The 21,315-nt window shown below is 73.2% G+C and carries 17 protein-coding genes and 1 pseudogene; 5 read left to right on the top strand and 13 right to left on the bottom strand.

Translation table 11 applies throughout. The features are described from left to right. Nucleotide 1: 1 nt before the first annotated feature. Nucleotides 2-1,630, bottom strand: coding sequence for an ABC transporter substrate-binding protein (locus tag Prubr_RS28750; RefSeq protein WP_212818016.1), 1,629 nt, complete (start codon nucleotides 1,628-1,630; stop codon nucleotides 2-4). A gap of 336 nt (nucleotides 1,631-1,966) precedes the next feature. Here Prubr_RS28750 and Prubr_RS28745 point away from each other — a divergent pair, with 336 nt between their 5' ends. Then, nucleotides 1,967-2,938, top strand: coding sequence for a LacI family DNA-binding transcriptional regulator (locus tag Prubr_RS28745; protein ID WP_246567778.1), 972 nt, complete (start codon nucleotides 1,967-1,969; stop codon nucleotides 2,936-2,938). 105 nt (nucleotides 2,939-3,043) lie between these two features. Here Prubr_RS28745 and Prubr_RS37205 read toward each other — a convergent pair. The 9 genes and pseudogenes from Prubr_RS37205 to Prubr_RS28695 all read right to left on the bottom strand — a co-directional run bounded on the left by Prubr_RS37205 (nucleotide 3,044) and on the right by Prubr_RS28695 (nucleotide 12,247). Next, nucleotides 3,044-3,768 (bottom strand): annotated as a pseudogene (locus Prubr_RS37205) (SDR family NAD(P)-dependent oxidoreductase). Between the two features lie 65 nt (nucleotides 3,769-3,833). Further along, nucleotides 3,834-4,613, bottom strand: a complete 780-nt coding sequence (locus Prubr_RS28730) for a CatB-related O-acetyltransferase (RefSeq protein ID WP_246567776.1) — start codon at nucleotides 4,611-4,613, stop codon at nucleotides 3,834-3,836. 4 nt (nucleotides 4,614-4,617) lie between these two features. After that, a complete protein-coding gene (locus Prubr_RS28725) occupies nucleotides 4,618-5,643 on the bottom strand; it encodes a 3-oxoacyl-ACP synthase III family protein (RefSeq protein WP_212818013.1) in 1,026 nt (341 codons plus the stop codon). A 46-nt stretch (nucleotides 5,644-5,689) separates the two neighbouring features. Continuing rightward, complete coding sequence (locus Prubr_RS28720) at nucleotides 5,690-6,559, bottom strand: enoyl-CoA hydratase/isomerase family protein (RefSeq protein WP_212818012.1); 870 nt, start codon at nucleotides 6,557-6,559, stop codon at nucleotides 5,690-5,692. A gap of 220 nt (nucleotides 6,560-6,779) precedes the next feature. Then, entirely contained in the window at nucleotides 6,780-6,944 is a 165-nt protein-coding gene (locus tag Prubr_RS28715) for a response regulator transcription factor (RefSeq protein ID WP_212818011.1), read from the bottom strand. Further along, nucleotides 6,941-7,510 carry a response regulator gene (locus tag Prubr_RS28710; protein WP_212818010.1) on the bottom strand — a complete coding sequence of 190 codons (570 nt, stop codon included), beginning with the start codon at nucleotides 7,508-7,510 and terminating at the stop codon, nucleotides 6,941-6,943. The genes Prubr_RS28715 and Prubr_RS28710 overlap by 4 nt, the downstream gene beginning before the upstream one ends. Nucleotides 7,511-7,825: 315 nt before the next feature. Next, on the bottom strand, nucleotides 7,826-9,226 hold the full coding sequence (locus tag Prubr_RS28705; RefSeq protein WP_246567774.1) for an MFS transporter: 1,401 nt from the start codon (nucleotides 9,224-9,226) through the stop codon (nucleotides 7,826-7,828). Between the two features lie 200 nt (nucleotides 9,227-9,426). Then, nucleotides 9,427-10,284, bottom strand: coding sequence for a mechanosensitive ion channel family protein (locus Prubr_RS28700; RefSeq protein ID WP_212818008.1), 858 nt, complete (start codon nucleotides 10,282-10,284; stop codon nucleotides 9,427-9,429). 178 nt (nucleotides 10,285-10,462) lie between these two features. Further along, nucleotides 10,463-12,247 (bottom strand): carbohydrate-binding module family 20 domain-containing protein, encoded by a 1,785-nt coding sequence (locus Prubr_RS28695; protein ID WP_246567772.1) that lies wholly within the window; start codon nucleotides 12,245-12,247, stop codon nucleotides 10,463-10,465. A gap of 389 nt (nucleotides 12,248-12,636) precedes the next feature. Between Prubr_RS28695 and Prubr_RS28690 the strand changes: the two genes are divergently transcribed. Next, nucleotides 12,637-12,927 (top strand): hypothetical protein, encoded by a 291-nt coding sequence (locus tag Prubr_RS28690; RefSeq protein ID WP_212818007.1) that lies wholly within the window; start codon nucleotides 12,637-12,639, stop codon nucleotides 12,925-12,927. A 91-nt stretch (nucleotides 12,928-13,018) separates the two neighbouring features. Here Prubr_RS28690 and Prubr_RS28685 read toward each other — a convergent pair whose 3' ends face one another. The 3 genes from Prubr_RS28685 to Prubr_RS28675 form a co-directional block, all read right to left on the bottom strand. Continuing rightward, a complete protein-coding gene (locus Prubr_RS28685; RefSeq protein WP_212818006.1) occupies nucleotides 13,019-15,169 on the bottom strand; it encodes a fibronectin type III domain-containing protein in 2,151 nt (716 codons plus the stop codon). A gap of 291 nt (nucleotides 15,170-15,460) precedes the next feature. After that, on the bottom strand, nucleotides 15,461-16,402 hold the full coding sequence (locus Prubr_RS28680; RefSeq protein WP_212818005.1) for a serine/threonine-protein kinase: 942 nt from the start codon (nucleotides 16,400-16,402) through the stop codon (nucleotides 15,461-15,463). 108 nt (nucleotides 16,403-16,510) lie between these two features. Then, on the bottom strand, nucleotides 16,511-17,905 hold the full coding sequence (locus Prubr_RS28675; RefSeq protein ID WP_246567770.1) for an MFS transporter: 1,395 nt from the start codon (nucleotides 17,903-17,905) through the stop codon (nucleotides 16,511-16,513). A gap of 122 nt (nucleotides 17,906-18,027) precedes the next feature. On the opposite strand from Prubr_RS28675, the gene Prubr_RS28670 reads away from it, so the two are divergent. The 3 genes from Prubr_RS28670 to Prubr_RS28660 all read left to right on the top strand — a co-directional run bounded on the left by Prubr_RS28670 (nucleotide 18,028) and on the right by Prubr_RS28660 (nucleotide 21,266). Next, complete coding sequence (locus tag Prubr_RS28670; protein WP_212818004.1) at nucleotides 18,028-18,675, top strand: TetR/AcrR family transcriptional regulator; 648 nt, start codon at nucleotides 18,028-18,030, stop codon at nucleotides 18,673-18,675. 63 nt (nucleotides 18,676-18,738) lie between these two features. After that, nucleotides 18,739-20,073, top strand: a complete 1,335-nt coding sequence (locus Prubr_RS28665) for a flavin-containing monooxygenase (RefSeq protein WP_212818003.1) — start codon at nucleotides 18,739-18,741, stop codon at nucleotides 20,071-20,073. A gap of 365 nt (nucleotides 20,074-20,438) precedes the next feature. Further along, nucleotides 20,439-21,266, top strand: coding sequence for an SDR family NAD(P)-dependent oxidoreductase (locus Prubr_RS28660; RefSeq protein WP_212818002.1), 828 nt, complete (start codon nucleotides 20,439-20,441; stop codon nucleotides 21,264-21,266). Nucleotides 21,267-21,315 lie beyond the last annotated feature (49 nt).

Genomic DNA, 21,315 nt, shown 5'->3' with positions numbered 1-21,315 from the left:
CTCATGCCCGCCACGCCCGGCGCAGGTCGAGGTGTTCCCAGCGCTGGGCGCCGAGCCCGGCGACCGCGCCGGTGTCGACCACGTTCGGCACCGACAGATAGTGCATCGGATAGGTCGGCACCTCGTCGGCGAGCAGTTGCTGGAGCTGGGCGTAGCGGGCCGGGGCCTGGTCGGCGGGCAGGGCCGGGGCGGTGTCGAGCAGTTCGGCGAACCGGTCGGCGGCCGGCCCGCTCCAGCGCAGGAACCTGTCCCGGAACGCGCCGGGGGCGTAGAAGGAGCTGAGCGCGCCCGGTACGTCGAAGGACTGGCCGACCGGGTTGCCGCTGCTGATCACCGCGTCGAAGTCGCCGCCGCCGAGGATCTTGCCGGCGAGCGTGGTGCCGGCCTCGATGCGCAGGTCGACGTCGAGGCCGAGGTCCTGCCAGTTCTGCCGGATGACGGTGGCGGTCTGTTGCATGTAGCCGGTCTGCTGGGCCTGCAACACGATCCTCAGTCCGGCGGGCACGCCGGCGGCGGCCAGCAGCGAGCGGGCGGTGTCCGGGTTCCGGTCGAAGACGGCGGTGGGGCGGGCGTGGTCGGGGTGCCAGTCGGGCAGCACCGAGGTGGCGAAGGTGGCGTTGCCGGCGTACGCGATCTGGGTGATCGAGTCGTGGTCGATCGCGTAGTGCAGGGCCTGCCGGACCCGGGGGTCGGTGAACGGCGCCTTGGCGCAGTTGAAGGTGAGGTAGACCGCGGCCGGGGTGGGGGCCATGACCACCTCGAAGCCGCTGCGGCGGAGCAGTTCGAGGTCGCGGAACGGCGGGCTCTGCACGACGTCGACCTGGCGGGCCCGCAGCGCGGCGGCGCGGGCGGTGTCGTCGACCAGGATCCGCCAGCTGATCGTGTCGAACCAGCCGCCGCTGGGTCCGGTGTAGCCGGCGAAGCGGCGCAGCTCGACGCTCTGGTTCTCGCGGTAGCTGACGAACTCGTAGGGCCCGCTGCCGACCGGGCGGGTGCCGAACTCGGCGCCCCGGGCCTCGACCAGCGCCTTCGGCACGATGCCGAGGGCGGGCAGGGCGAGCCGGCGGGCGAAGACGTCGTCGTTGACCGGGTGGGCGGTGGTGATCTCGATGGTGTCGGCGGCGACGACGCGTACGCCGGTGACGAAGGTGAGCAGCTGGCTGTAGAAGGAGACCTGGCCGTCGGGTGGGGCCACCACCCGCTGGATGGAGAACGCCACGTCGTCGGCGGTCATCGGGGTGCCGTCGTGGAATCCGGTCGTCCGGAACCTGATCTGCCAGGTGGTGGGCGTGGTCCGGGTGGGCGGGCCGGCGGCGAGGACCGGCCGGACGGCGAGTTCGGGCGAGGTCTCGTCGACCTCGTAGAGCGCGTCGAAGAGGTGCCGGGTGACGCCGATGGCGTCGGAGGCGTTCTGCGGGTCGAAGGTGGTGAACGGGGCGAGCCCGCCGACGACGACGGCGCCGCCGGTGCGGGGCGTGCCGGCGGCGGGCCCGCCGGTGCCGCCGGCGCCGGGGCCGGTGCAGCCGGTGAGGACGGCGCCGGACGCGGCGGCGCCGAGGTAGAGCAGGCGCCGGCGGGACAGGCCCGGACGGTACGGCGCGGGGGGTATGTGGAGACGCTGACGGGTCATGGTTGACCTCCATCCCGGGAGGTAGTTCGCGGGACCGACCTCGACGGAACAACTACGATCGAAGGACTTCGAGCGTGTCGTGGAGGTTACGCCGGGGTTACTCGGGCCGTCAAGAGTGAACACGGCGCCCGACGGATTGCCGCAATTCGGCACAAAACAGGGCGGTTGGCTGCGAAGACCCTCCCGACGGGTCCGTCCCGGGACGTAGGCCGCACGGACGAACGGACCCGTCGAAGTGTCGAGTAGAGTGACTGTCGAAGAACTTCGACGGAACCGGCGGGCGGCTGCGCCCGGCGGAGAGTGGGGGCGGGCTTGTCGGCGAGCACGATCTACGACGTGGCACGGCGGGCGGGCGTGAGCATCTCCACCGTCTCGCTCGCCTTCAACAACCCGGTACGGGTCACCCAGTCGACACTGGACCGCATCCTCGCCGCCGCCGACGAACTGTCGTACCTGCCGAAGACCGAGGCGGTCACCCGGGCCCGGCGCGGGGTCGGCCGGATCGGGGTGATGGCGCCGTTCACGTCGTACCCGTCGTTCGCCCGGCGGCTCAACGGCATCCTGCGCGCCACCCGGGACCTGCCCTGGGAGATCGTCGTCTACGACCAGGGCTCCGCGGCGGCCACCTCACCGACGCTGTCCACGATCCCGCTGACCCGCCGCCTCGACGGGCTGGTCATCATGTCGCTGCCGGTCGATCCCAAGGTCGCGCACCGGCTGGTCGAGCAGAAGCTGCCGACCGTGCTCGTCGACCTCGAACACCCCAGCTTCAGCAGCGTCGCCATCGCCGACGCCGAGGGCGGGCGGATCGTCGCCGAGCACCTGCACGCCCGCGGCCACACCCGGCTCGGCTGCGTCACCGAACGCAAGAAGGGCCAGCCGGCCACGCTGCCGCAGGAGGCCCGGCTCGACACGTTCCGCAGCACCCTCGCCGGATTCGGCACGCCGTTGCCGGACAGCCGGATCCGCCGGGTCGACTACGGCGTGGAGCCGGCCCGGCGGGCCGCGCACGAACTCCTCGACCTGCCCGAGGCACCGACGGCCATCTTCGCCCACGACGACCTGATCGCCGTCGGGGTCCTCAAGGCGGCCCGCGAACGCGGCCTGCGGGTGCCCGACGAACTCGCCGTCGTCGGCTTCGACGACAGCGACGTCGCCGAGCCGCTCGGCCTGACCACGGTCCGGCAGCCGCTGGAGGAGAGCGGGACGATCGCCGTCCAGACCCTGCTCGACCAACTGTCCGACCCGGACCGCAGCATGCGGCACATCGTGCTGCGCCTCACCCTCGTGGAGCGCGACACGACGTGACGCGGGCGGTGGTGGCGGCACGGGGCGTCACCACCGCCGTCCCCGGCACGCCGGAGCCCCGTGCGGGAATCGGGCCTGCTCCCGCACGGGGCGTGACCGGGCGGCTCAGCCCAGGCCGTAGCCGCCGTCGACGGCGAGCACCTGACCGGTCAGGTAACCGCAGGCGTCACCGGCCAGGAAGACGAACGCGGCGGCCAGTTCGTCGGCGCGGCCGAACCGGGCCACCGGCGTACGACCGACGACCTGCTCGTGCAGACGCTGCGAGGTGTGGAAGGCGGCGCCGAGCCCGGTGTCGAAGAACCCCGGCGCGACCGCGTTGACCAGGATCCCGTCCCCCGCCCAGTCGGCGGCCAGGGCCCGGGTGAGCCCCTCCAGGCCGGCCTTCGACGCCGCGTACGCGCTCAGTCCGCGCCGCGGTGTGGCGGCCATGACCGAGGTGGTGAACACCAGCCGGCCGCGCCCCGAGCGGGCCAGGTGCGGATACGCCGCCCGCGCCGTGACGAACCCGCCGGTCAGGTTGGTCGCCAGCACGTCGTGCCAGGCGTCGATCGGCAGGTGGTGCGCCCGACGGGCGACGGGCGAGATGCCGGCGTTGACGACGACCGAGTCGATCCCCCGAAGTGCCCGGCGACGGCGTCGACCGCGCCGGCCAGCGAATCCGGTTCGCCGACGTCGCACGGCACGGCGAGCACGTCGGCACCGGCGGCGGTGAGCGTGCCGCCCAGATCGTCGAGCGCGTCCCGGCTGCGGGCCAGCAGGCCGAGGCGGGCGCCGTGGTCGGCGAACACCCGGGCGAGGTCGCGGCCGACACCGCGGCTGGCGCCGGTCACCACCACCACCCGGTCGGCGAGCGCCGGGCCGGTCGCGGCGACGACCGGCTGGCCCGTACCGGCGGTCACGCGGCACCACCCGGGGATGTGGGCAGGGCGCGGGCCCGCTCCTCCAGCGCGTCCAGGGTGTCGGCGGTCAGCGGCCGCTGAAACAGGTCGATGTTGGCCTTGATGAACCCCGGCGGCCAGTCCCACCAGGCCAGCGCGACCAGCCGTTCGGCCAGGTCGTCCGGAAACCGGGACCGCAGCCGGCGGGCCGGCACCCCGGCCACGATCTCGTAGTCGGCGACGTCGCGGGTGACGACCGCCCCTGCCGCGACGATCGCGCCGTGCCCGATCCGGACGCCGGCCCGGACCACCGCGCCGGCGCCGATCCACGCGTCGGCGCCGACCTCGGTGCCGGGCACCTCCGGCCACTCCCCCGCGCAGAAGCCGAACTCGGCGTTGACCGGGAAGACGTGACTGGTCGGCAGTTCCGGCCAGTGCGGCAGGGCACCGACGGTCACCTTCTCGGCGATCCCGGCGTACGGGCCGACCCGGACCTTGAACAGCGAGGTGAACGGGCCGACGATGGCGTACCGGGCGACGTGGCTGTGCCGCAGCAGCGCGTGTTCCATCACCAGCGCGTTGCGCTCCGCGGTGGACTCGTCGAACTTGACCTGGTTGAGGCTGATCGTGGCGCCGCGCAGCCGGGCCCGCAGCACGCCGAGGATGTTGCGCGGCGCGAACGGGCGCGGCCAGCGGTTGATCGTCCGGGGCATCCGGCCGGACGGGGCGTAGGAGACCGGCGGAGCGGCCGGCGGCTCGGTGGCGCCCGGTTCGGCGCCGAGTGCGGACGTGGTCATCACTTCACCTCACGCAGTTGGAGCGGGGAACCGACGGGTCGGCGGACCAGTCCAGGGCGACGCCGCCCCAGGTCATCCCGCCGCCGAAGGCGACCATCAGCAGGGTGGCGGCGGCACCGAGCCGCCCGGTGCGTACGGCGTCGTCGAGGGTGACCGGGACCGAGGCGGCACCGGTGTTGCCGTACCGCTCGACGGTGCGGTGCAGCACCCCCGGGCGCAGGCCGAGGTCCCGCGACCAGTCGGTGAGCATCGTGCCGTTGGCCTGGTGGGCGGCGATCAGGTCGACCTGGTCCAGGTCGAGCGAGGCAGCCTTGAGCAGTTGCCCGACCAGTGCCGGGAAGACCTGGTTGGCCAGCCTGCGGACGTCGCCGCCGCGCATCGCGAAGTAGTGGTCGCCGGCCTCCACCGTCTGCGCGCTCGCCGGCCGGCGGCTGCCGCCGGCCGGGATCTGGACGAGGTCGGCGAGGGTGCCGTCGGTGCCCAGGGCGGTGGCCCGGATTCCGCTCCCGCCGCCGGTCTCCCGGCCGAGGACGACCGCGCCGGCACCGTCGCCGAAGAGCACCGCGGTACGCCGGTCGGTGTAGTCCAGGACCCGCGAGTACGTGTCGGCGCCGATCACCAGCGCGGTACGGGCCCAGCCCTCGCTGTTCAGCATCGAGTGGGCGACGACGAGGGCGTACACGAAGCCGCTGCACACCGCGTCGACATCGAACGCGACCGCCTGGCGGGCGCCGAGGTTGGCCTGCACGGTGCTGGCGGTGGCCGGCATCGGCCGGTCCGGTGTGGAGGTCGCCAGCACGATCAGGTCGACATCGGCCGGGTCCAGCCGGGCGGTCCGCAGCGCCCGGCGCGCGGCCCGGGTGGCCAGGTCGGAGGTGGCCTCCTCGTCGGCGGCCACCCGGCGTTCCCGGATCCCGGTCCGCTCCACGATCCAGTTTTCCTCCACACCGACCCGGCGGGCCAGCTCGCCGCTGCTGAGGACGCGGCGGGGTAGGTACGAACCTGTTCCGATCACCGTCGAGGTCGACATGTGGTCTCCTTGCGGTCGGGCCGTCCGGTCGGGCGGCCGTACGGAATCAGTCATCGGCGCGGAACGCCGGCCGGCGCCGCTCACGGAAGGCGCGCAGCCCCTCGGACACGTCTTCGGAGCCGAGGTGGCGCAGGAAGAGCCGGCGTTCCCAGGACATGGCGTCCGGCCGCGGTTCGTGGTCGGCGGTCCAGACCATCTTCTTGACCACGGCGAGCGCGTCGGCGCTGTGGCCGACGAGCCGCCCGACCAGGGCGTCCACCCGGGGTTCCAGGTCGGTCGGCGGCACCGCGACGCTGACCAGTCCCCACTGCGCCGCCTGCTCCCCGGTGAGCAGGTCGGCGGCGAGCAGCAGGTAGTTGCCCCGGGCCTTGGGCAGGGTGCGGGCCAGCCGTACCGAGCCGCCGGCGGCGGGGACCAGCCCGTACTCGAGATGGCGGTCGCCGATGCGGGCGTCGGTGGCGGCGACCGAGACGTCGCAGGCGAGCAGGATCTCGCAGCCGCCCGCGACGGCGTGCCCCTCGACGACCGCGACCGAGACGAACCGGGCGGTCTCCAGCCGGCGCAGCACGAGGGCGAGCCGCACCATGAACGTCTCCACCCGGTGCGGGTCGACGCTCATCTCCTCCAGGACGCGCAGGTCGGCGCCGGAGCAGAAGGTGCCGCCGGCGCCGCGCAGCACCAGGACCCGGGCGCCGGTCGCCTCGGCGAGGTCGATGGCGCGTTCGAGGCCCTCGATCACGGCGAGGTCGATGGCGTTGCGGCGGGCCGGCCGGTTGATCGTCGCCCGGACCACGTACGGCTCGACGGCAGTCACGACGGCGTCGGCCGGGTCCGGGGCGGCGACCGGTGGGCCCGGGGCGTCCGGTCGGGTCGCGGTACGGGTCGCGGCCGACCCGACTACGCGGGAAACTGACATGCTACGGCCCCTTCCATTTGATCGACGAATTCTGGCGATCGCGGATTTGATCGACCTGACTCAACCTATGGCCGATCGGCCGGGGCCGGAAGCAGTCGTGCGACGAATTGTCATTCCACCGGCAGACGGAAGGTGGTCGACAGCATTCCGACCACCGAATGGAAACAACCGTCCGCGAACATTTCAGAAACGCTCGGGCCATCGCCCAGAAACCAGGTGTTCACACCAGACCGTTGCGGTGGGCGAACGCCGCCAATTGGGTCCGGTCGCGCAGCTTGAGTTTGGTCAGCACGCGCGAGACGTGGGTCTTGACGGTCGCCCGGCCGAGAAGCAGCTCGCCGGCGATCTCCGCGTTGGACCGGCCGAGCGCGACCAGCCGGATCACGCCGCGTTCGCGCTGGGTGAGACCGGACACCTGCGGGTCGCGGCGCGGGGTGTCGGCCGCGGCCACCCGCCGGTAGGCGGCCAGCAGATGACGCGCGGCGCGCGGGGACCACCAGGCGTCCCCGCGGCGACAGCCTTGACCCCGGCCATCAACAGCGCCGTCTCGTCGTCCTCCAGCAGGTAGCCGCGCACCCCGGCACGGGCGGCCCGGTCGACGTCGGCGTCGTCGGCGCCGTCGGCGAGAATCACCACGCCGGGCCGGCCGCAGCCACGGACGAGATCGGCGGCGACGGCGATGCCGTCGCGGTCACGCAGCTGCAGGTCGACCAGGACGACATCGACGTCGTCCGGGACCGCTCGGCCGACGTCCGGAACCGCCGGGTCGACGTCCCGGTCGGCGGTCAGCACGAAGTCGGGAGCCGCCTCGAAGAGCGCGCGGATGGCGTCACGGATGATCGGCCGGTCGACCAGCAGCAACAGCCGGATCACGTCGGCGGCCCCGCGCGGATCCGTGGCGTTCGAGCCGGGATCGCCGCGGGTGCCGCGAGTTTCCTCGACCACTTTCACATTCCACCACCTTTTCGGGATACCGTGCCCTCGGGCGCCAATGGTGATCTCGGGCTGTCCGGCAGCTTACGGAACGCCCGACGACTTTCCGGGTGTCTGGCAATTTCGGGAGTCCGGGTGATTCCGCGAGGTTCTGGACTTCTGACGATTCGGATTGTCTCGCGATCCGGGACGTCTCGATTCAGGAGATCTGACGATTCGGGAGACCGTGACGTGCCCGTGGTGTTCCAGATAGAAGCGCTTCCACCATAGCCCTTCGATTCTGGGCACGCTACCTCGGTCCGGGCCGATGTCAGCCCTTCGGGAACATCACGTTCACAATTTGCCATCGAAATGGATCGACGCGCCGGGCCGTCGGCGGATTCGGGCGGCGCGGCGGCGCGCGACGGTGTACCCGAGCGCGGCCAGCCCGAGCGCGAGGGTGGCGACCGCCGACAGCAGCAGCGTGGGCCGCGCGCCGACCAGTGCGGTCAGCGGCCCCCCGGCCAGCACGCCGAGCGGCACCGCGACGACCGTCAGCCCACCGTTCGCCGCGAGCACCGGGGGCAGCGACTCCGGTGGGGTGATGCGCTGGAAGAGCGCCATCGAGGTCGACAGGTACGGCCCCCAGGACAGTCCGGCCAACGCGAAGCCGGCGAGGGCGGGCAGCGGCGGGGCACCCAGCCCGAGCGGCAGCAACGCCACGCCGAAGCACACCACGATGCCGACGGTCAACGGCCACAGCGGCCACCGGCGCAGGTGACCGGTGACCAGACCGCCGACGACCGCCCCGGCACCGAACACGGTGTAGTGCGCGGCGAGGTCGCCGGCCGACCCGCCCAGGTCCCGGCTGACGTACAACGGCAGGGCCACCTGGATGGGGCCGTACAGGGCGAAGAAGCCGAACGACAGCAACAGCAGCCCGAGCAGCCGGTGGTCCGCGCGGATGATCCGCCAGCCGGACGGCACGGACCCGGCCGGCACAGGTCCCGCCGGCGCGGCCCCGACCGGGTCGGGGCGGGGTGCCGCCGGGTCGACCGGCACCGGGGCCGGGCCGGCCGCGGGCGGCGGCACGCCGACCGGGGCGGGACCGGGCACGGACGGCGGCACACCGACCGGGGCGGGACCGGGGCGTCCGGCGGCGACCGCGGACCGGTACGTCAGCGCGAGCACGGCGAACGTGAGGGCGTCGACGGCGAGGACACCGACCGCGCCGATCCCGCCGATGAGCGCCGCGCCGACCGGCGGCCCGAGCACGATGGCCAGTTCGGCGAGGGTGGTGAGTACGGCGTTCGCGGCGAGGTGGTGCCGCGCGGGCAGCACCTCGGCGAGCAGGGTGTAGCGCCCCGCCGTGCCCCACGAGTGGAGCAGGGCGGAGAACGCGAGGAGCACCACGAACAGCCCGATGGTCAGCGCGCCGAGCAGGTGGGCGACCGGGATGGCGCCGAGCGCCCCGGCCCGCAGGACGGCGTCCCAGCCGGCCAGGTGGGCACCCCCGTGACGGCGTAGCCAGCGGCCGAAGATCACGGCGCCGGCGGCGGCCGGCAACGTGTACGCGGCAACGGCGATCGCGACCCAGGTGCCCTGCTCGCCGGCGGGCGCAAGTTCGAGGGCCAGCCAGGGCACCGCGACGACCGCCATACCGTCGCCGAGCGACGACAGCGCGAAGCCGGGGAGGATCCGGCGCAGGACGGGATGGGTGAGGACCGGCCGGTAGGGGGAGGCGGAAGAGGACAATAAGATCGATAATCGTCTATTCATAGCCCAACTGGACAGCCCGCACCCCGGGTCTGTCAACACCACCGTCCGCCGAGTCTCGCAGCGGTCCGTGTCGGGCCGGTTACGTGCACACACGCCGGTCGGGCGACGCGTCACCGCGCCGCCCGACCGGATGCACCGCCGGCCCGGCCCGGCCTGAGCCGGTCCGGGCCCTCGGGTCAGTGCCGACCCGCCGGCTGGGAATGTGGCCGCCGCATCCCGTCGCCGCTACGGCCGTCACCCTGGCCGCCCGCCATGCCGGCCGGCTCGGGCTGCCGCGCCGCACCATGTTCCATGCCGCCACGTTCCATGCCGCCACGCTCCGCCGCCGCGCCGGGCTGCGGCACGCCGCCGCGACCGGTCTCCGTCTCCGCCTTCTGCAACGCCCGCTCCAGACGGGACTGCATGGGCCGGATGAGGCCGCCGCCGACGCCGACGACGATCACACCACCGACGGTCGCGAGCACCGCGATCAGCACCGGGGTCGTGACGGTGGTCGCCACCCCGATCTGGTTGAGCGCGGCGATCACACCCAGCGCGACGATGAACCAGCCGGCCACGTCGGCCAGGATCCGGCCGTACGACAGCCCGCCGACCGCGCTGGACAGCAGGTCACGTACGGCGCTGGCGATGGCCGACGCCACCACCACGATGATCACGGCGACCACCGCGCGCGGCAGCCAGCCGACGATGTTGTTGATCAGGGTACTGACCGGGTTGGGGCCCCAGACCCCGAACGCCAACTGCAACGTGAACAGCACACCTGCGTAGAAGACGAGCTTCGCCACGATGTCCGAGGCGTCATACTTGCTGCGTTCCAGCGCCCGCTTGACGCCCCCGCGCTCGACGGCGCGGTCGAAGCCGACCCGCTCCAGGATGCCGTTGACGGCCCTGGCCAGCAGCCGGGCGATGATCCACCCGATGACCAGGATGGCGATGAAGGCGATCGCCCGCGGGACGAATCGCACGATGTCACCCACGGCATCATTAAATCCGCCGCGGATGTCCACCTGGGGTATGGCTAGTTGATCACGCATAGGGTCCTCCCTGCGGCCGATCCGCCGGCACGCCCGAGGACCGCCGGCTCCGGTGCCGCGCCGGGCGGGGTACGCCGCCCTGTGTCACGCGGCCGATCCGGCACCGAGTCCCCGCCCGGTCACCCGGTAAACGCGACCGCCGGGCCGGGGGCGAGCCCCCGGCCCGGCGGCCACGCGGTCAGTTGCGCCAGGTGTCGTCGAGGCTCACGCGACCCGAGGCGGGGACGGTGGCGGTGCGGTTGCCGCCGCTCTCCCAGGTGACCGAGCCGCCCTCCTTGCGGATGTACTTGTACTGGAAGTTGGTGCCGGCCGGCAGGTCGACCTCGCGCCGCCACACCGGGTAGGTCGTCGACGACAGCGGCAGCGCCGCCGCCGGGTTCCAGCTGCCCAGGCCGGGCACGTTGCCGACGACGAAGATGTTCTGCCCCCAACTGGTGGTCGCGTTCACCGCGAACGTCGCGCCGCTGGTCCCGGCCGGTGGCGGGGTGGTCGGGTTCGGGTTCGGCTGTCCGGTCGCGCCCACATACAGCGCGACCGCGTCGTTCGCGGGGATGCTGGCGGTGAACTGGCCGGACGAGTTCACCGTGTACGTCGTACCCGTGCAGCCGCCGCCCGGGGTCGGGTCGCCGTGCTGGACGTCGCAGTAGGTGCCGGCCGGCAGCGAGGTCTGGAACGTACGGTTCAGCGTGCCGCCTTCGGCGTTGATGGCGACGTACGCCCGGTTGCCGCGTCCGAAGGCGATCTGGTCGTTGCCGTTGTCCCACCAGTTCGTGACGCCCGCGTCGCCGGCGGCGTTGCGGAAGCCGACCATGTTGGCGATCTGCTGCCACTTGTGCTGGCACTTCCAGCCGTCGGCGTAGCAGGCGTTGACCGTGCCGCCGTTCGGCGGTCCGGCGTCGCGGTCGGTGAACTCGTAGCCGGAGTGCACGTGCGGCGACCCGTACGGCCAGGCGAGCATGAAGACGCCGGCGAGCGTGTACTGGGCACCGTTCTTGTAGCTGAGCGTGTCGCCGCCGCGCTCGGTGTCGTGGTTGTCGACGAAGACGCCGGCCTGGTTGCCCGGCATGTAGCCCCAGGCCTCGCCGAAGTTGTTGAGGTGGGCGAGCCGTTCGTTCTGGAACACCCGCTTCAGGTCACGGGCGTAGCGGAACTCCTGTACGTCACCGCTGCCCAGGTATTCACTCGGGCTCACGGCCTCGCCGGCGCCGTAGATCGCCTCCTGCACCCAGTAGGCGTTCGGGTTGGACATCCGGGACCTGATCGCCGCGAGGTCGCCGGCCGCCATGTGCTTGGCGGCGTCGATCCGGAACCCGTCGACGCCGAGCGACAGCAGGTCGTTGAGGTAGCCGGCGATCCGACCGCGGACGTAGTCGCTGCCGGTGTCCAGGTCGGACAGCCCGACCAGCTCGCAGTTCTGCACGTCGTACCGGTCCCGGTAGTTGTTGATCGCGGTCCGGCAGGAGTGGAAGTCCTGGACCTGGTAGACGCCGGGGTAGTTGTACTTGGTGTAGGCGGTGCCGCCGGTGCCGGTGCCGGAGCCGGCGCTCATGTGGTTGATCACCGCGTCGACGATCACCTTGACGCCGGCGCCCCGGCAGGCGGCGACCATGTTGGCGAAGGCGGCCCGGTCGCCGAGCCGGCCGGCGATGCGGTAGCTGACCGGCTGGTACGACGTCCACCACTGGTGGCCCTGGATGTGCTCCTGGGGCGGGGACACCTGGACGTAGCCGTAGCCCTTGGGGCCGAGGGTCTCCCGGCACTCGCGGGCGATCGAGTCGAACCGCCACTCGAACAGGACGGCGGTGACCTTCCTGTCACCGGGGGCGGCCGCCCGGGCGGGCGGTCCGGTGGCCGCGCCGGTGACGACGAGGCCGGTGGTGAGGGCGAGGGCGGCCACGGCGAGGGCGGCGCCGAGCCGGGTACGGGAGCGGGCCCGGTCGCGGGCACGCGGGGCTGCGATCACGGCAGTTCTCCTCGGGGACGGGAGGCTGGCTCGAGGGATACGCGGGGCCGCATTTCAGCAAGCTCACTGAAACTTGCTGGAAATGCTTGCGGGGAAACCTAGACATCGACGACCACCTACGTCAAGGGGAAGTTTTCGCACGTTCGCCGCACTCGCCATGCCACTCACGTCGACGCCGGTCAGACGCCCGCGACATCGACTGGGAGCGCGCCCGCACAGTGGGATGACGGCGGAATGGGACGAGTGCGGTCGCCGCAAGAATCGCAAGAGCTTGCAGGTGATGATCACAGAAGGTTGCCGCCCCATCCCAAAGGGTGAGCGCTTATCGACAGGTTTGTTAACTGATATTTGGATGGGTGCACCGCATCCGCACGGCACCGGAGGACCGCATGTTCCGACGCACCCTCGCCCTGGCCGCCGCCACCGTCCTCGGCACGGCCGGCGCGCTCGTCGCCGCCGCCCCGGCCCAGGCCTACATCCCCAGCAACTGCTCCGCGGTGGTCATCGGCTGGCACGCCCACGCCCACTGCACCTGGTCCGGCAACATCCCCTGGAAGCTCCAGGGCCAGTGCGCCGACGGGAGCTGGGTGACCAGCCCGACCACCTTCGGCACCGGTTACGCCGACGTCTTCTGCTGGTCGGCGCAGAGCGGCGACGTCCGCAACCTCACCCTGGTCTGATCCGGGCCGACCGGCCACCGGGGACGGCGGCCGGACACGACGAAACCGGCGGGCCGCGACACACGCGACCCGCCGGACCGTACGGTTCAGGTCAGCCGGCGGCGACCTGGCTCACGCCGCCCTCGTTGTGGCCGAGGACGAGCTGGCTGCCGGGCATGAAGGCGACCCGCCCGGTGTTCGGGTCGATCACCTTGATCCGCCGCACCTGGCAGTGGCCGGGCGTGATGTTGATCTTTCCGCCCGACGCCACGTCGCCGATCTTCTGGATCTTGTTGTCGTAGAGGTCGTAGTACCAGGCCTCCAGCCTGTACCAGCCGGTGTTGTTGAACTCGATGCTCTTGACCAGCGGGTACGGGGTGGAGCGGTACACGGGGACGTTGGCCGTCGCGGTGCGGCCGTCGGCGGCGTACGCGGTCAGGGTGTAGAGCACGTTGCCGTCGTGGCTGCCGCCCGAGACCGTCCCCTCCCAGACCCCCGGCCCGGACTGGGTCCGGTCGGCCAGCGTGGTGGTGCCGCGCTTGACCACGACCCGGGTCGCCCCGGTGGTCTTCCAGTTCAGCGTGACCTCGGTGGGGGCACACGCCTGCACCGCGCCGACCGACGAGGTGAAGCCGTTGACGATCGGTCCCCCGGTGGTCCAGGCGGTCGTGTCGAGCGGGGGTGCGGTGTCGTGACCGGCCTTGCGCGGCGACACGGCGACCCGGTAGTCGGTCGACGAATCCAGTCCGGTGACCGTGTACGTCATCTCACCGGTACCCGGGTTCGCCGGGATGCTGATGATGCGCGGCAGGACCTGGTCGGTCGGCCGGCCCCAACCGAGGAGGTAGTGGTCCTCCCCCTCGGCGTTGTCGGTCCACCGCACCGTCAGGGTGGTGTCGGTGCGGCCGACCACGGTCAGCCCGGTCGGCTGCGGCAGCGGCGGCTGCTTCGTGGTCGCGCAGACCTCCGCCGCCGCCTCGGTCAGCTCGTTGAACGCGATCACCCGGTAGCAGTGCCGGGTGTTCGGGGTCAGGTTGCGGTCGGTCAGCGAACGGAAGGCGTCGGTACGCCGCGAGATCTCCACCCACGGCCCGCCGGCCACCGAGCGCTCCACCCGGTATCCGTCCTCGCTGGTCGAGTTGTCGGTCCAGCTCACGTGGATCTCGTTGGAGTAGATGTCCCACTCGCCGAACGGGTTGATCGTCGGCGCGGCCACGGGAGCCGGCACCGCGTAGTTCCGGCAGCCGAGCTGCGTGTTGTGGACGCCGTGCGCCCGGTTGATCGCGTACGCGCAGACGGTGTGCGGCCCGGGCGTCATGTTCGCCGGCAGGTCGGTCACGTCGTACCCGTGGGTCGGGCCGTACTCGCCCGGCAGGTCGGGACGGTGGCCGTTCGCGGTCACCGACCGGACGAAGACCCCGCTGTCGTAGATGTGCACCTCGGTCGGGGTCTGCGGCTCGTCGGGATCGGCCGACCAGCCCCGCACCCGCAGGGTGTTCCCGGTCCGGGTCACCTCGTCGAGCGCGCCGGTCGGGTCGTGCCGCACCGTGTACGTACGGCAGCCGAGCTCGGTGTTGACGGTGCCCGCGCCGACGTTGATGGCGTAGACGCAGACGTTGTGCTCGCCGTCGCCGGGCCGTTCCGGGACGGTGACCGCGAAGCCGTGGCCGGTGCCGTAGCCGGGGTGGCCGGCGGGCGGCGCGGACAGTGCGCGGTCGGCCGGGGCGGCGGTGGCGAAGACGCCGTCCTGGTAGACGTGCAGCCAGATCGCGTCGGTCGTGTCGCCGTCGATCGCCCAGCCGTGCAGGGCCAGGTCGGTCCCGGACCGCTCGATCCGGTCGAAGGAGCCGACCGGGTCGACCGCGACGGCCAGGTTGGCGCAGCCGATCAGCTTGCTGGTTCCCGCGCCGTTGTTGAGCGCCCTGGCGCAGACGTTGCCGCCGGCGCGCGCCGGCACGGTGCCGGAGAAGTTGCCGCCGCTGGTGGTGGTCAGGGTGCCGACCTTGGTGCCGCCGATGGTGATGTCCACCCGGACCGCGCCCCCGTCGGGGTCGGTCGCCCAGCCGGTCACCGACACGCCGGCCGGTACCCGGGTCGCCCCGGTCAGGTTGCCCTCCGGGTCGTGCGAGCCGGGGCCGTCGCAGATCGGCGGCGGATCCGGTACGTCACAGTCGGGGCGGGCGTGCGCAGGGTTCGCCTGCGCCACCAGCCCCACGCTCGCGGCCAGTACCGCCAGGATCGCGGCACGGATACGTCGTTTCAACGATCTTCCTCTCTCGTGGAGAGGGCGGCACCCCCCAGCGCCGCCCGGGCACCCACTAGGTCCATTTAGGACGTTCGGCGGGTCCGGAAAGAAGGTCGCACGGCCGGTGGACGGCCCGCGACTGAAATCGGGTCCTGGACAGTTCGCGCGCCGCAACGCGACTGTCGGGTCGGTGACGGCGCCGCCGGCCGCCGCGGGCCCGGCAGGACCGCCTACGCCCAGGTGACGGGCCTTCCCGATGCTCGGCGACGACGACGCCGGCGGCTCGGAAAACGCCTTGCGCGCCCCGCGTCAGGCGCGGTGGCGGCCCACCTGTCCCGGTCCCGCCACGGCGTCGGTCGGCTCGACCGCGGCCCGCCGGTTCCACGGCGAGACCTGCGCCGGCGGGGCCGCCGGCTCCACCGTCGGCACGTACACGCGGGCGTCGACCACGTCACCGAGCAGCAGCGCGGCAACGAAGCTGCTCGGCCGTGCCGCCGGATCGGCGGCCAGGCATTCGAAGCACAGGTCGGCGACCTCCGGCGGCAGGCCGTCGATGCGCGGCAGCGGCTCGGGCTCGCGGTAGTGCTCCATCCGCCACACCTCGGGATCGACCGGCCACGGCAGCCGGCCGGCCAGGCAGAGATAGAGCAGGACGCCGATGGCGTACATGTCGCTCGACGGCGCCGGCGGCGCCCCGGCGAACCGCTCCGGCGGCAGGAAGGCCGGGGTGCCGAGCAGCATGCCGTCGAGTCGCGGATCGGACTCGCCCGCCGAGGCCGCGATGCCGAAGTCGAGGACCTTCACCCCGGTCGGGGTGAGCATCACGTTGGACGGTTTCACGTCCTGGTGCACGATGCCGTGCAGGTGCGCGGCGGCCAGCGCCGCACTCACCTGCGCGCAGACCCGCACCGCGAAGCGCCACGACAGCGGCCCACCGGCGAGCCGGTCGGCCAGCGTCTCCCCCTCGACCAGTTCCATCACGATGTACGGCGCCCGTGTGCCCGGGTACGGCGTCGACAGGCCGAAGTCGTGGACGCCGGTCACGTTGGGATGGGCCAGCCGGGCCGCCGACCGGGCCTCGGCCCGGACCCGCTCGACGGGATCCACACCCCCGTCGTCGCACCGGTGGGGAAGGATGAGCTTCACCGCGACCGGCCGGTCGAGCACCTCGTCGTGGCCGCGCCAGACCTCGGACATGCCGCCGACACCGATTCGCTGCTGGAGTTGGTAGCGCCCACCCAACGTTCGCATCCGGCATCACCCCGCCCTCGTACGCCCGGCACAACGGCCGGCCCCGAAGCCGGTACCCGAGCCGTACGCAGGGCAAACCCGTTCGAACGATCTTGCACGCGGGCCGGGTCAGGTGAGTGTGGCGGTACGGTCCAACGTGTAGCGGGACTGGGCGAACAGAGCGACGAGCATCAGCGCGGCCGGCACCAGGCCGAAGCCGTACCTGATCATCGTGAGGGCGGTGTCGGACTGGACCACCACCTCGCCGGCGCCGCTGGCGACGAATCCGCCGACGGCGAGGCAGGCCGCGTAGACGTACGGGCCGAGGGCCCCGCCGGCCGCCTCCACCGCCGTCCACACGCCGGTGTAGCTGCCGGCCCGGCTCGTGCCGTCGGCGCCCGAGGCGCGTACGACGTCGGGCACCATCGAGAACGGCAGCAGTTGCATGGCGGCGAACGCGACCCCGAGCACCGCGACGGCGGCGACCAGGGTGCCGAGCCCGGCCGTGCGGCCGAGTGCGAGCACCAGGCAGCCGGCCACGAACGCCGCCTGCGCGACGAGCAGACCGCGCTGCTTGCCCAGCCGTCGGGCCACGACGACCCACACCGGCGTCGCCAGCAACGCGGGTGCGACGAACGCGGCGACCAGGACGGTGGTCAGGCCGGGCCGGCGCAGCTCGTACTCGGCGAAGTACGGCACCGCGGCGAGCACCAGGTTCGTGGTGGTCGCCATGGCCAGGTAGGACACCACCAGCCAGCGGAACTGCCGGTCCCGCAGGGCGCGCAGCAGCGTACGCAGGCCCGGCGGCGGCCGCCCGGCGACCGACGCGGCCGGGGGCGGGGCGGCGGCCCGGAGCCGGCGGACCCCGCCGATGCCGACCAGCATGGTCACCACCATGGCCACCGCGAGCACGACGGCCATCAGCGTGTAACCCGACCGGGCCGGGTCGTCACCGCCGGCCAGCAGCGGGGCGAGCACCCCGCTGAGCAGGATGCCGACGGTGAGCACCACCATCCGGAACCCCATCAGCCGGGTCCGTTCGTGATAGCCGATCGCGAGGTCGGCCGGCGTCGCCAGGTAGGGCACCTGGTAGGCGGCGAAGAGCAGGTTGCCGGCCACGAACGCGACCGCCACCCAGACCGCCGCCGGGATGCCGCGCAACTGCCCCGGTACGGCGAACATCGCGACGAACGCCAGGGCGAGCGCGCAGCCGACCAGCATCAGCCGGCGGCGGTGGCCACGCCGGGCCAGGTCGGCGTCGGACAGGTGGCCGACGAACGGGTGCAGGAGCACGTCGACGACGCTGGGCAGCAGCAGGGCCAGGCCGGCCAGCAGCGGAGGCACGGCGAGCACGTCGGTGAGGAAGTAGAGCAGCAGCAGGCCGGGCACCGTCACCCACACGCCCATGCCGACCGAGCCGGTGGCGAACGACAGCAGCCCGGCGGTCGGCAGCCGGACCGGTGCGGAGCCGGCCGGCGTCGCGGTGGCCCGCCCGCCCGCCGACGTCACCCCGGTCACGGCCACGTCGCCCGGGTCATCGGGACGCCACCCCGGTCATGGGACGTCGCCCCGGTCATCCGGACGTCTCCTCGGCCATGGCGTGCCTCTCCGCCCAGAATCCAACGTGTGACGGATAATAGGGCACCATGGCGACTCTGCACACCCCCCGGCGGCGACCGGGCCGCCCCCGCCGGGACGACCGGCGCGACACCGCGCAGACGATCCTGCGGGTGGCCACCGCGCTGTTCGCCCGGCACGGTTTCGACGCCGTCGGCGTCCGGCACGTCGCCGCCGCCGCCGGGGTCGACGTGTCGACGGTGCACCACCACACCGGCGGCAAGGCCGATCTGTACGAGGCCTGCTTCGCCCGGGTCTTCGAGGCCGAACGCCGGGCGATGGAACCGGCGCTCGCCCGGGCCCGGGAGCGCCTCGACGCCGGCGGCGAGGGTCTGCTGGACGCCCTGCACGACGTGCTGGACGCCTTCGTCGACTTCCTGACCGGGCAGCCCGAGACGACCGGGCTGTGGCTGCGCCGCTGGCTCGAACCGGAGCGGCACCGGGGGCTCGACGAACGCTACTCGCTGCCGCTGTACGAGGCCGTCGAGCGGCTGCTGGCCGACGCCGACGCGGCCGGCGTGCTGCGCGAGCCGCACCCGCGCACCGCCGTACGCAGTCTGGTGTGGTCGGTGCACGCACACGTGGTGGCCGTACTCGGCGGGCAGGCCGGGCCGTCGGCGGACGGCGAGCTGCGGACCTTCGTGCACCGCTGGCTGGACCAGATGTACGGGACTTGACAGCGGGCCGATATCCATCGACCGTTGGATTCCGGTTCGGGTGGGCGGCGCAGGAGGCAGGGTATGGGGAAACACGTCCGGGTCGTGGTGATCGGCGCCGGCCCGGCCGGCCTGGCGACGCTGAAGGCGCTGGCCGACCACGGCGTTCCCGCGGTCTGCTTCGACGCCGGCGACGAACCCGGCGGGCTGTGGGTCTTCGGCGCCCCGCACTCCTCGGCCTACCGCACCCTGCACCTCAACACCAGCCGGGGCCGCACCGAGTTCGCCGACCTGCCGATGCCGGCCGACTGGCCGGCCTACCCCGACCACACCCGGATCGCCGACTACCTGCGCGGGTACGCCGAACGCTTCCGGCTGCGCGACGCGATCCGGCCCCGGCACACGGTGGAGCGGGTCGGCCGGGACGGCGCGGGCCGCTGGACCGTGGCCGCGCGCGGGCCTGCCGGCCCGGTCACCGTCACCGCCGACGCCGTCGTGGTCGCCAACGGCCACAACAGCACCCCGCGCCCGCCCTCGCCGGCCTACCCCGGGCCGCTCGACGCCGAGCAGATGCACAGCCACGACTACCGTGACCCGGAGCAGCTCGCCGGGCGGCGGGTGCTCGTGGTCGGCGGCGGCAACTCGGCGATGGACATCGCGGTCGACGCCTCGCACGTGGCCGCCCGTACCCTGCTGTCGCTGCGCCGGGGCGTGTGGGTGGTGCCCAAGTACCTGTTCGGCCGGCCGGCGGACACCCTCAACGGCGCGCTCGCCCGCCGGCTGCCGTGGCGGATGCGGCAGCGGGTCAGCGAGACGATGCTGCGGCTGTCGGTCGGGCCGCCGCAGCGCTACGGGCTGCCCGCCCCCACGCACGGCTTCCTCCAGGACCATCCGACGCTGTCCGAGTCGCTGCTGTCGCGGCTCACCCACGGCGAGGTCGAGCCCCGGCCGGCGATCGACCGCTTCGACGGTGACGGCGTCGTGTTCACCGACGGCCGCCGCGACCCGGTCGACCTCGTCGTCTGGTGCACCGGCTACCGGATCGACCTGCCGTTCCTCGATCCGGCACTGCTCGGGGAGGGCGCCGACCGGCTGCCGCTCTACCAGCGGGTCTTCCATCTCGACACACCCGGCCTGATGTTCGTCGGGCTCATGCAGTCCACCGGCTCGGCGCTGCCGGTCGTCGAGGCCCAGGCCCGCCTGGTCGCCGCGCACCTGGCCGGCGACTACGCGCTGCCGCCGCCCGCCGTCGCGCGGGCCGCCTGCGCCCGCGAGCTGCGCCGGGCCGCCGCCCGCTGGGGCGACCGGCGACCGGCGATGCGGATCGACTTCGACGCCTACCTCGCGGCCGCCGCCCGCGAACTCGCGGCCGGCCGCCGACGCCGACGCCGCGGCGAGGGCGTCCGGTGGGCGGCATGACCGAGCGCAGCGAGGGAATCAGCCGGCCCGGTCAAAGTCATGCGACCGCCGAGCGCAGCGAGGGGGACACATGACCGAGCGCAGCGAGGGCATCGGCAGGCTCAGGTGCAGTCAGGCGGCCACCGAGCGCAGCGAGGGGGGCGCATGACCGAGCGCAGCGAGGGCATCGGCAGGCTCAGGTGCAGTCAGGCGGCCACCGAGCGCAGCGAGGGGGCGCATGACCGAGCGCAGCGAGGGCATCGGCAGGCTCAGGTGCAGTCATGCGACCGCCGAGCGCAGCGAGGGGGGCGCATGACCGAGCGCAGCGAGGGCATCGGCAGGCTCAGGTGCAGTCATGCGACCGCCGAGCGCAGCGAGGGGGGCGCATGACCAAGCGGAGTGTGACCGGGCGGCGGGTCGTCGTCACCGGGGCGGGCGGCACCTTCGGGCGGGCCCTGACCGCGCGACTGGCCGCCGCCGGGGCCCGGGTGGTCGGCCTCGACCTGCGCGCCGACACGTCCGGCGACGTTCCGGTGCTCGCCTGTGACCTCACCGACGGCGACCTGGTGCCCCGCCGGGTCGCCGAGGCCGTCGACCGGCTGGGCGGACTCGATCTGCTCGTCAACAACGCCGGCGTCGGCGGTCCCGCGCCGGCCGAGTTGCCGCCGGGTGCGGCGGTACGCCGGCAGCTCGACGTCAACCTGCTCGCCGCCTGGCACACCACGGCCGCGGCCCTGCCCGCGCTGGAGGCGGCGCGGGGGCGGGTGGTGTTCGTCGCCAGCCGGATGGCGGTCCTGCCGCTGCCCCTGGCCGCCGGGTACGGCGTCAGCAAGCGGGCCCTGGTCGCGTACGCGGACGCGCTGCGGCTCGAGGTCGGCAGCCATGTCGGGGTGAGTGTGGTCTACCCGAGCATGGTCGCGTCGCCGATCCACGACTCGTCGGCCGCGGCCGGGCTGTCGCTGCAGGGGGTGTCGCGTTTCGAGCCGCTGGACGGGGTCGTCGACACCGTGCTGCGGGCCGCCACCGCGCGGCGGGCGCCGCGGGACGTCGCCACGACCCGGCGCGGGAGGGTCGAGCTCGCGGTCGCCCGGCATCTGCCCCGGCTGGCGGCCGCGGTCGTACGCCGTACCGTCGCGGCCCGCCTGGCGGCCGGTGACCTGGACGCCGCGTCCCTCGCCGCCGGCATGCGCCGCCGCCACACCTCCCGCCCCTGAGCGCCCACCCATCCCGAGATCCTGCACTTGTCGCCCGACAAAGCCGGGC

It is taken from the genome of Polymorphospora rubra (assembly GCF_018324255.1).
GTDB lineage: Bacteria > Actinomycetota > Actinomycetes > Mycobacteriales > Micromonosporaceae > Polymorphospora > Polymorphospora rubra.
Note: the sequence above shows the minus strand (reverse complement) of the source record. Positions and strands in the feature narration are given on the sequence as shown.

What these genes read in the sequence shown, in the direction of transcription:
- Prubr_RS28750 (WP_212818016.1), bottom strand. Translation starts at nt 1,630, where the DNA reads ATGACCCGTCAGCGTCTCCACATACCCCCCGCGCCGTACCGTCCGGGC.
- Prubr_RS28730 (WP_246567776.1), bottom strand. Translation starts at nt 4,613, where the DNA reads ATGACCACGTCCGCACTCGGCGCCGAACCGGGCGCCACCGAGCCGCCG.
- Prubr_RS28725 (WP_212818013.1), bottom strand. Translation starts at nt 5,643, where the DNA reads ATGTCGACCTCGACGGTGATCGGAACAGGTTCGTACCTACCCCGCCGC.
- Prubr_RS28720 (WP_212818012.1), bottom strand. Translation starts at nt 6,559, where the DNA reads ATGTCAGTTTCCCGCGTAGTCGGGTCGGCCGCGACCCGTACCGCGACC.
- Prubr_RS28700 (WP_212818008.1), bottom strand. Translation starts at nt 10,284, where the DNA reads ATGCGTGATCAACTAGCCATACCCCAGGTGGACATCCGCGGCGGATTT.
- Prubr_RS28690 (WP_212818007.1), top strand. Translation starts at nt 12,637, where the DNA reads ATGTTCCGACGCACCCTCGCCCTGGCCGCCGCCACCGTCCTCGGCACG.
- Prubr_RS28680 (WP_212818005.1), bottom strand. Translation starts at nt 16,402, where the DNA reads ATGCGAACGTTGGGTGGGCGCTACCAACTCCAGCAGCGAATCGGTGTC.
- Prubr_RS28670 (WP_212818004.1), top strand. Translation starts at nt 18,028, where the DNA reads ATGGCGACTCTGCACACCCCCCGGCGGCGACCGGGCCGCCCCCGCCGG.
- Prubr_RS28665 (WP_212818003.1), top strand. Translation starts at nt 18,739, where the DNA reads ATGGGGAAACACGTCCGGGTCGTGGTGATCGGCGCCGGCCCGGCCGGC.
- Prubr_RS28660 (WP_212818002.1), top strand. Translation starts at nt 20,439, where the DNA reads ATGACCAAGCGGAGTGTGACCGGGCGGCGGGTCGTCGTCACCGGGGCG.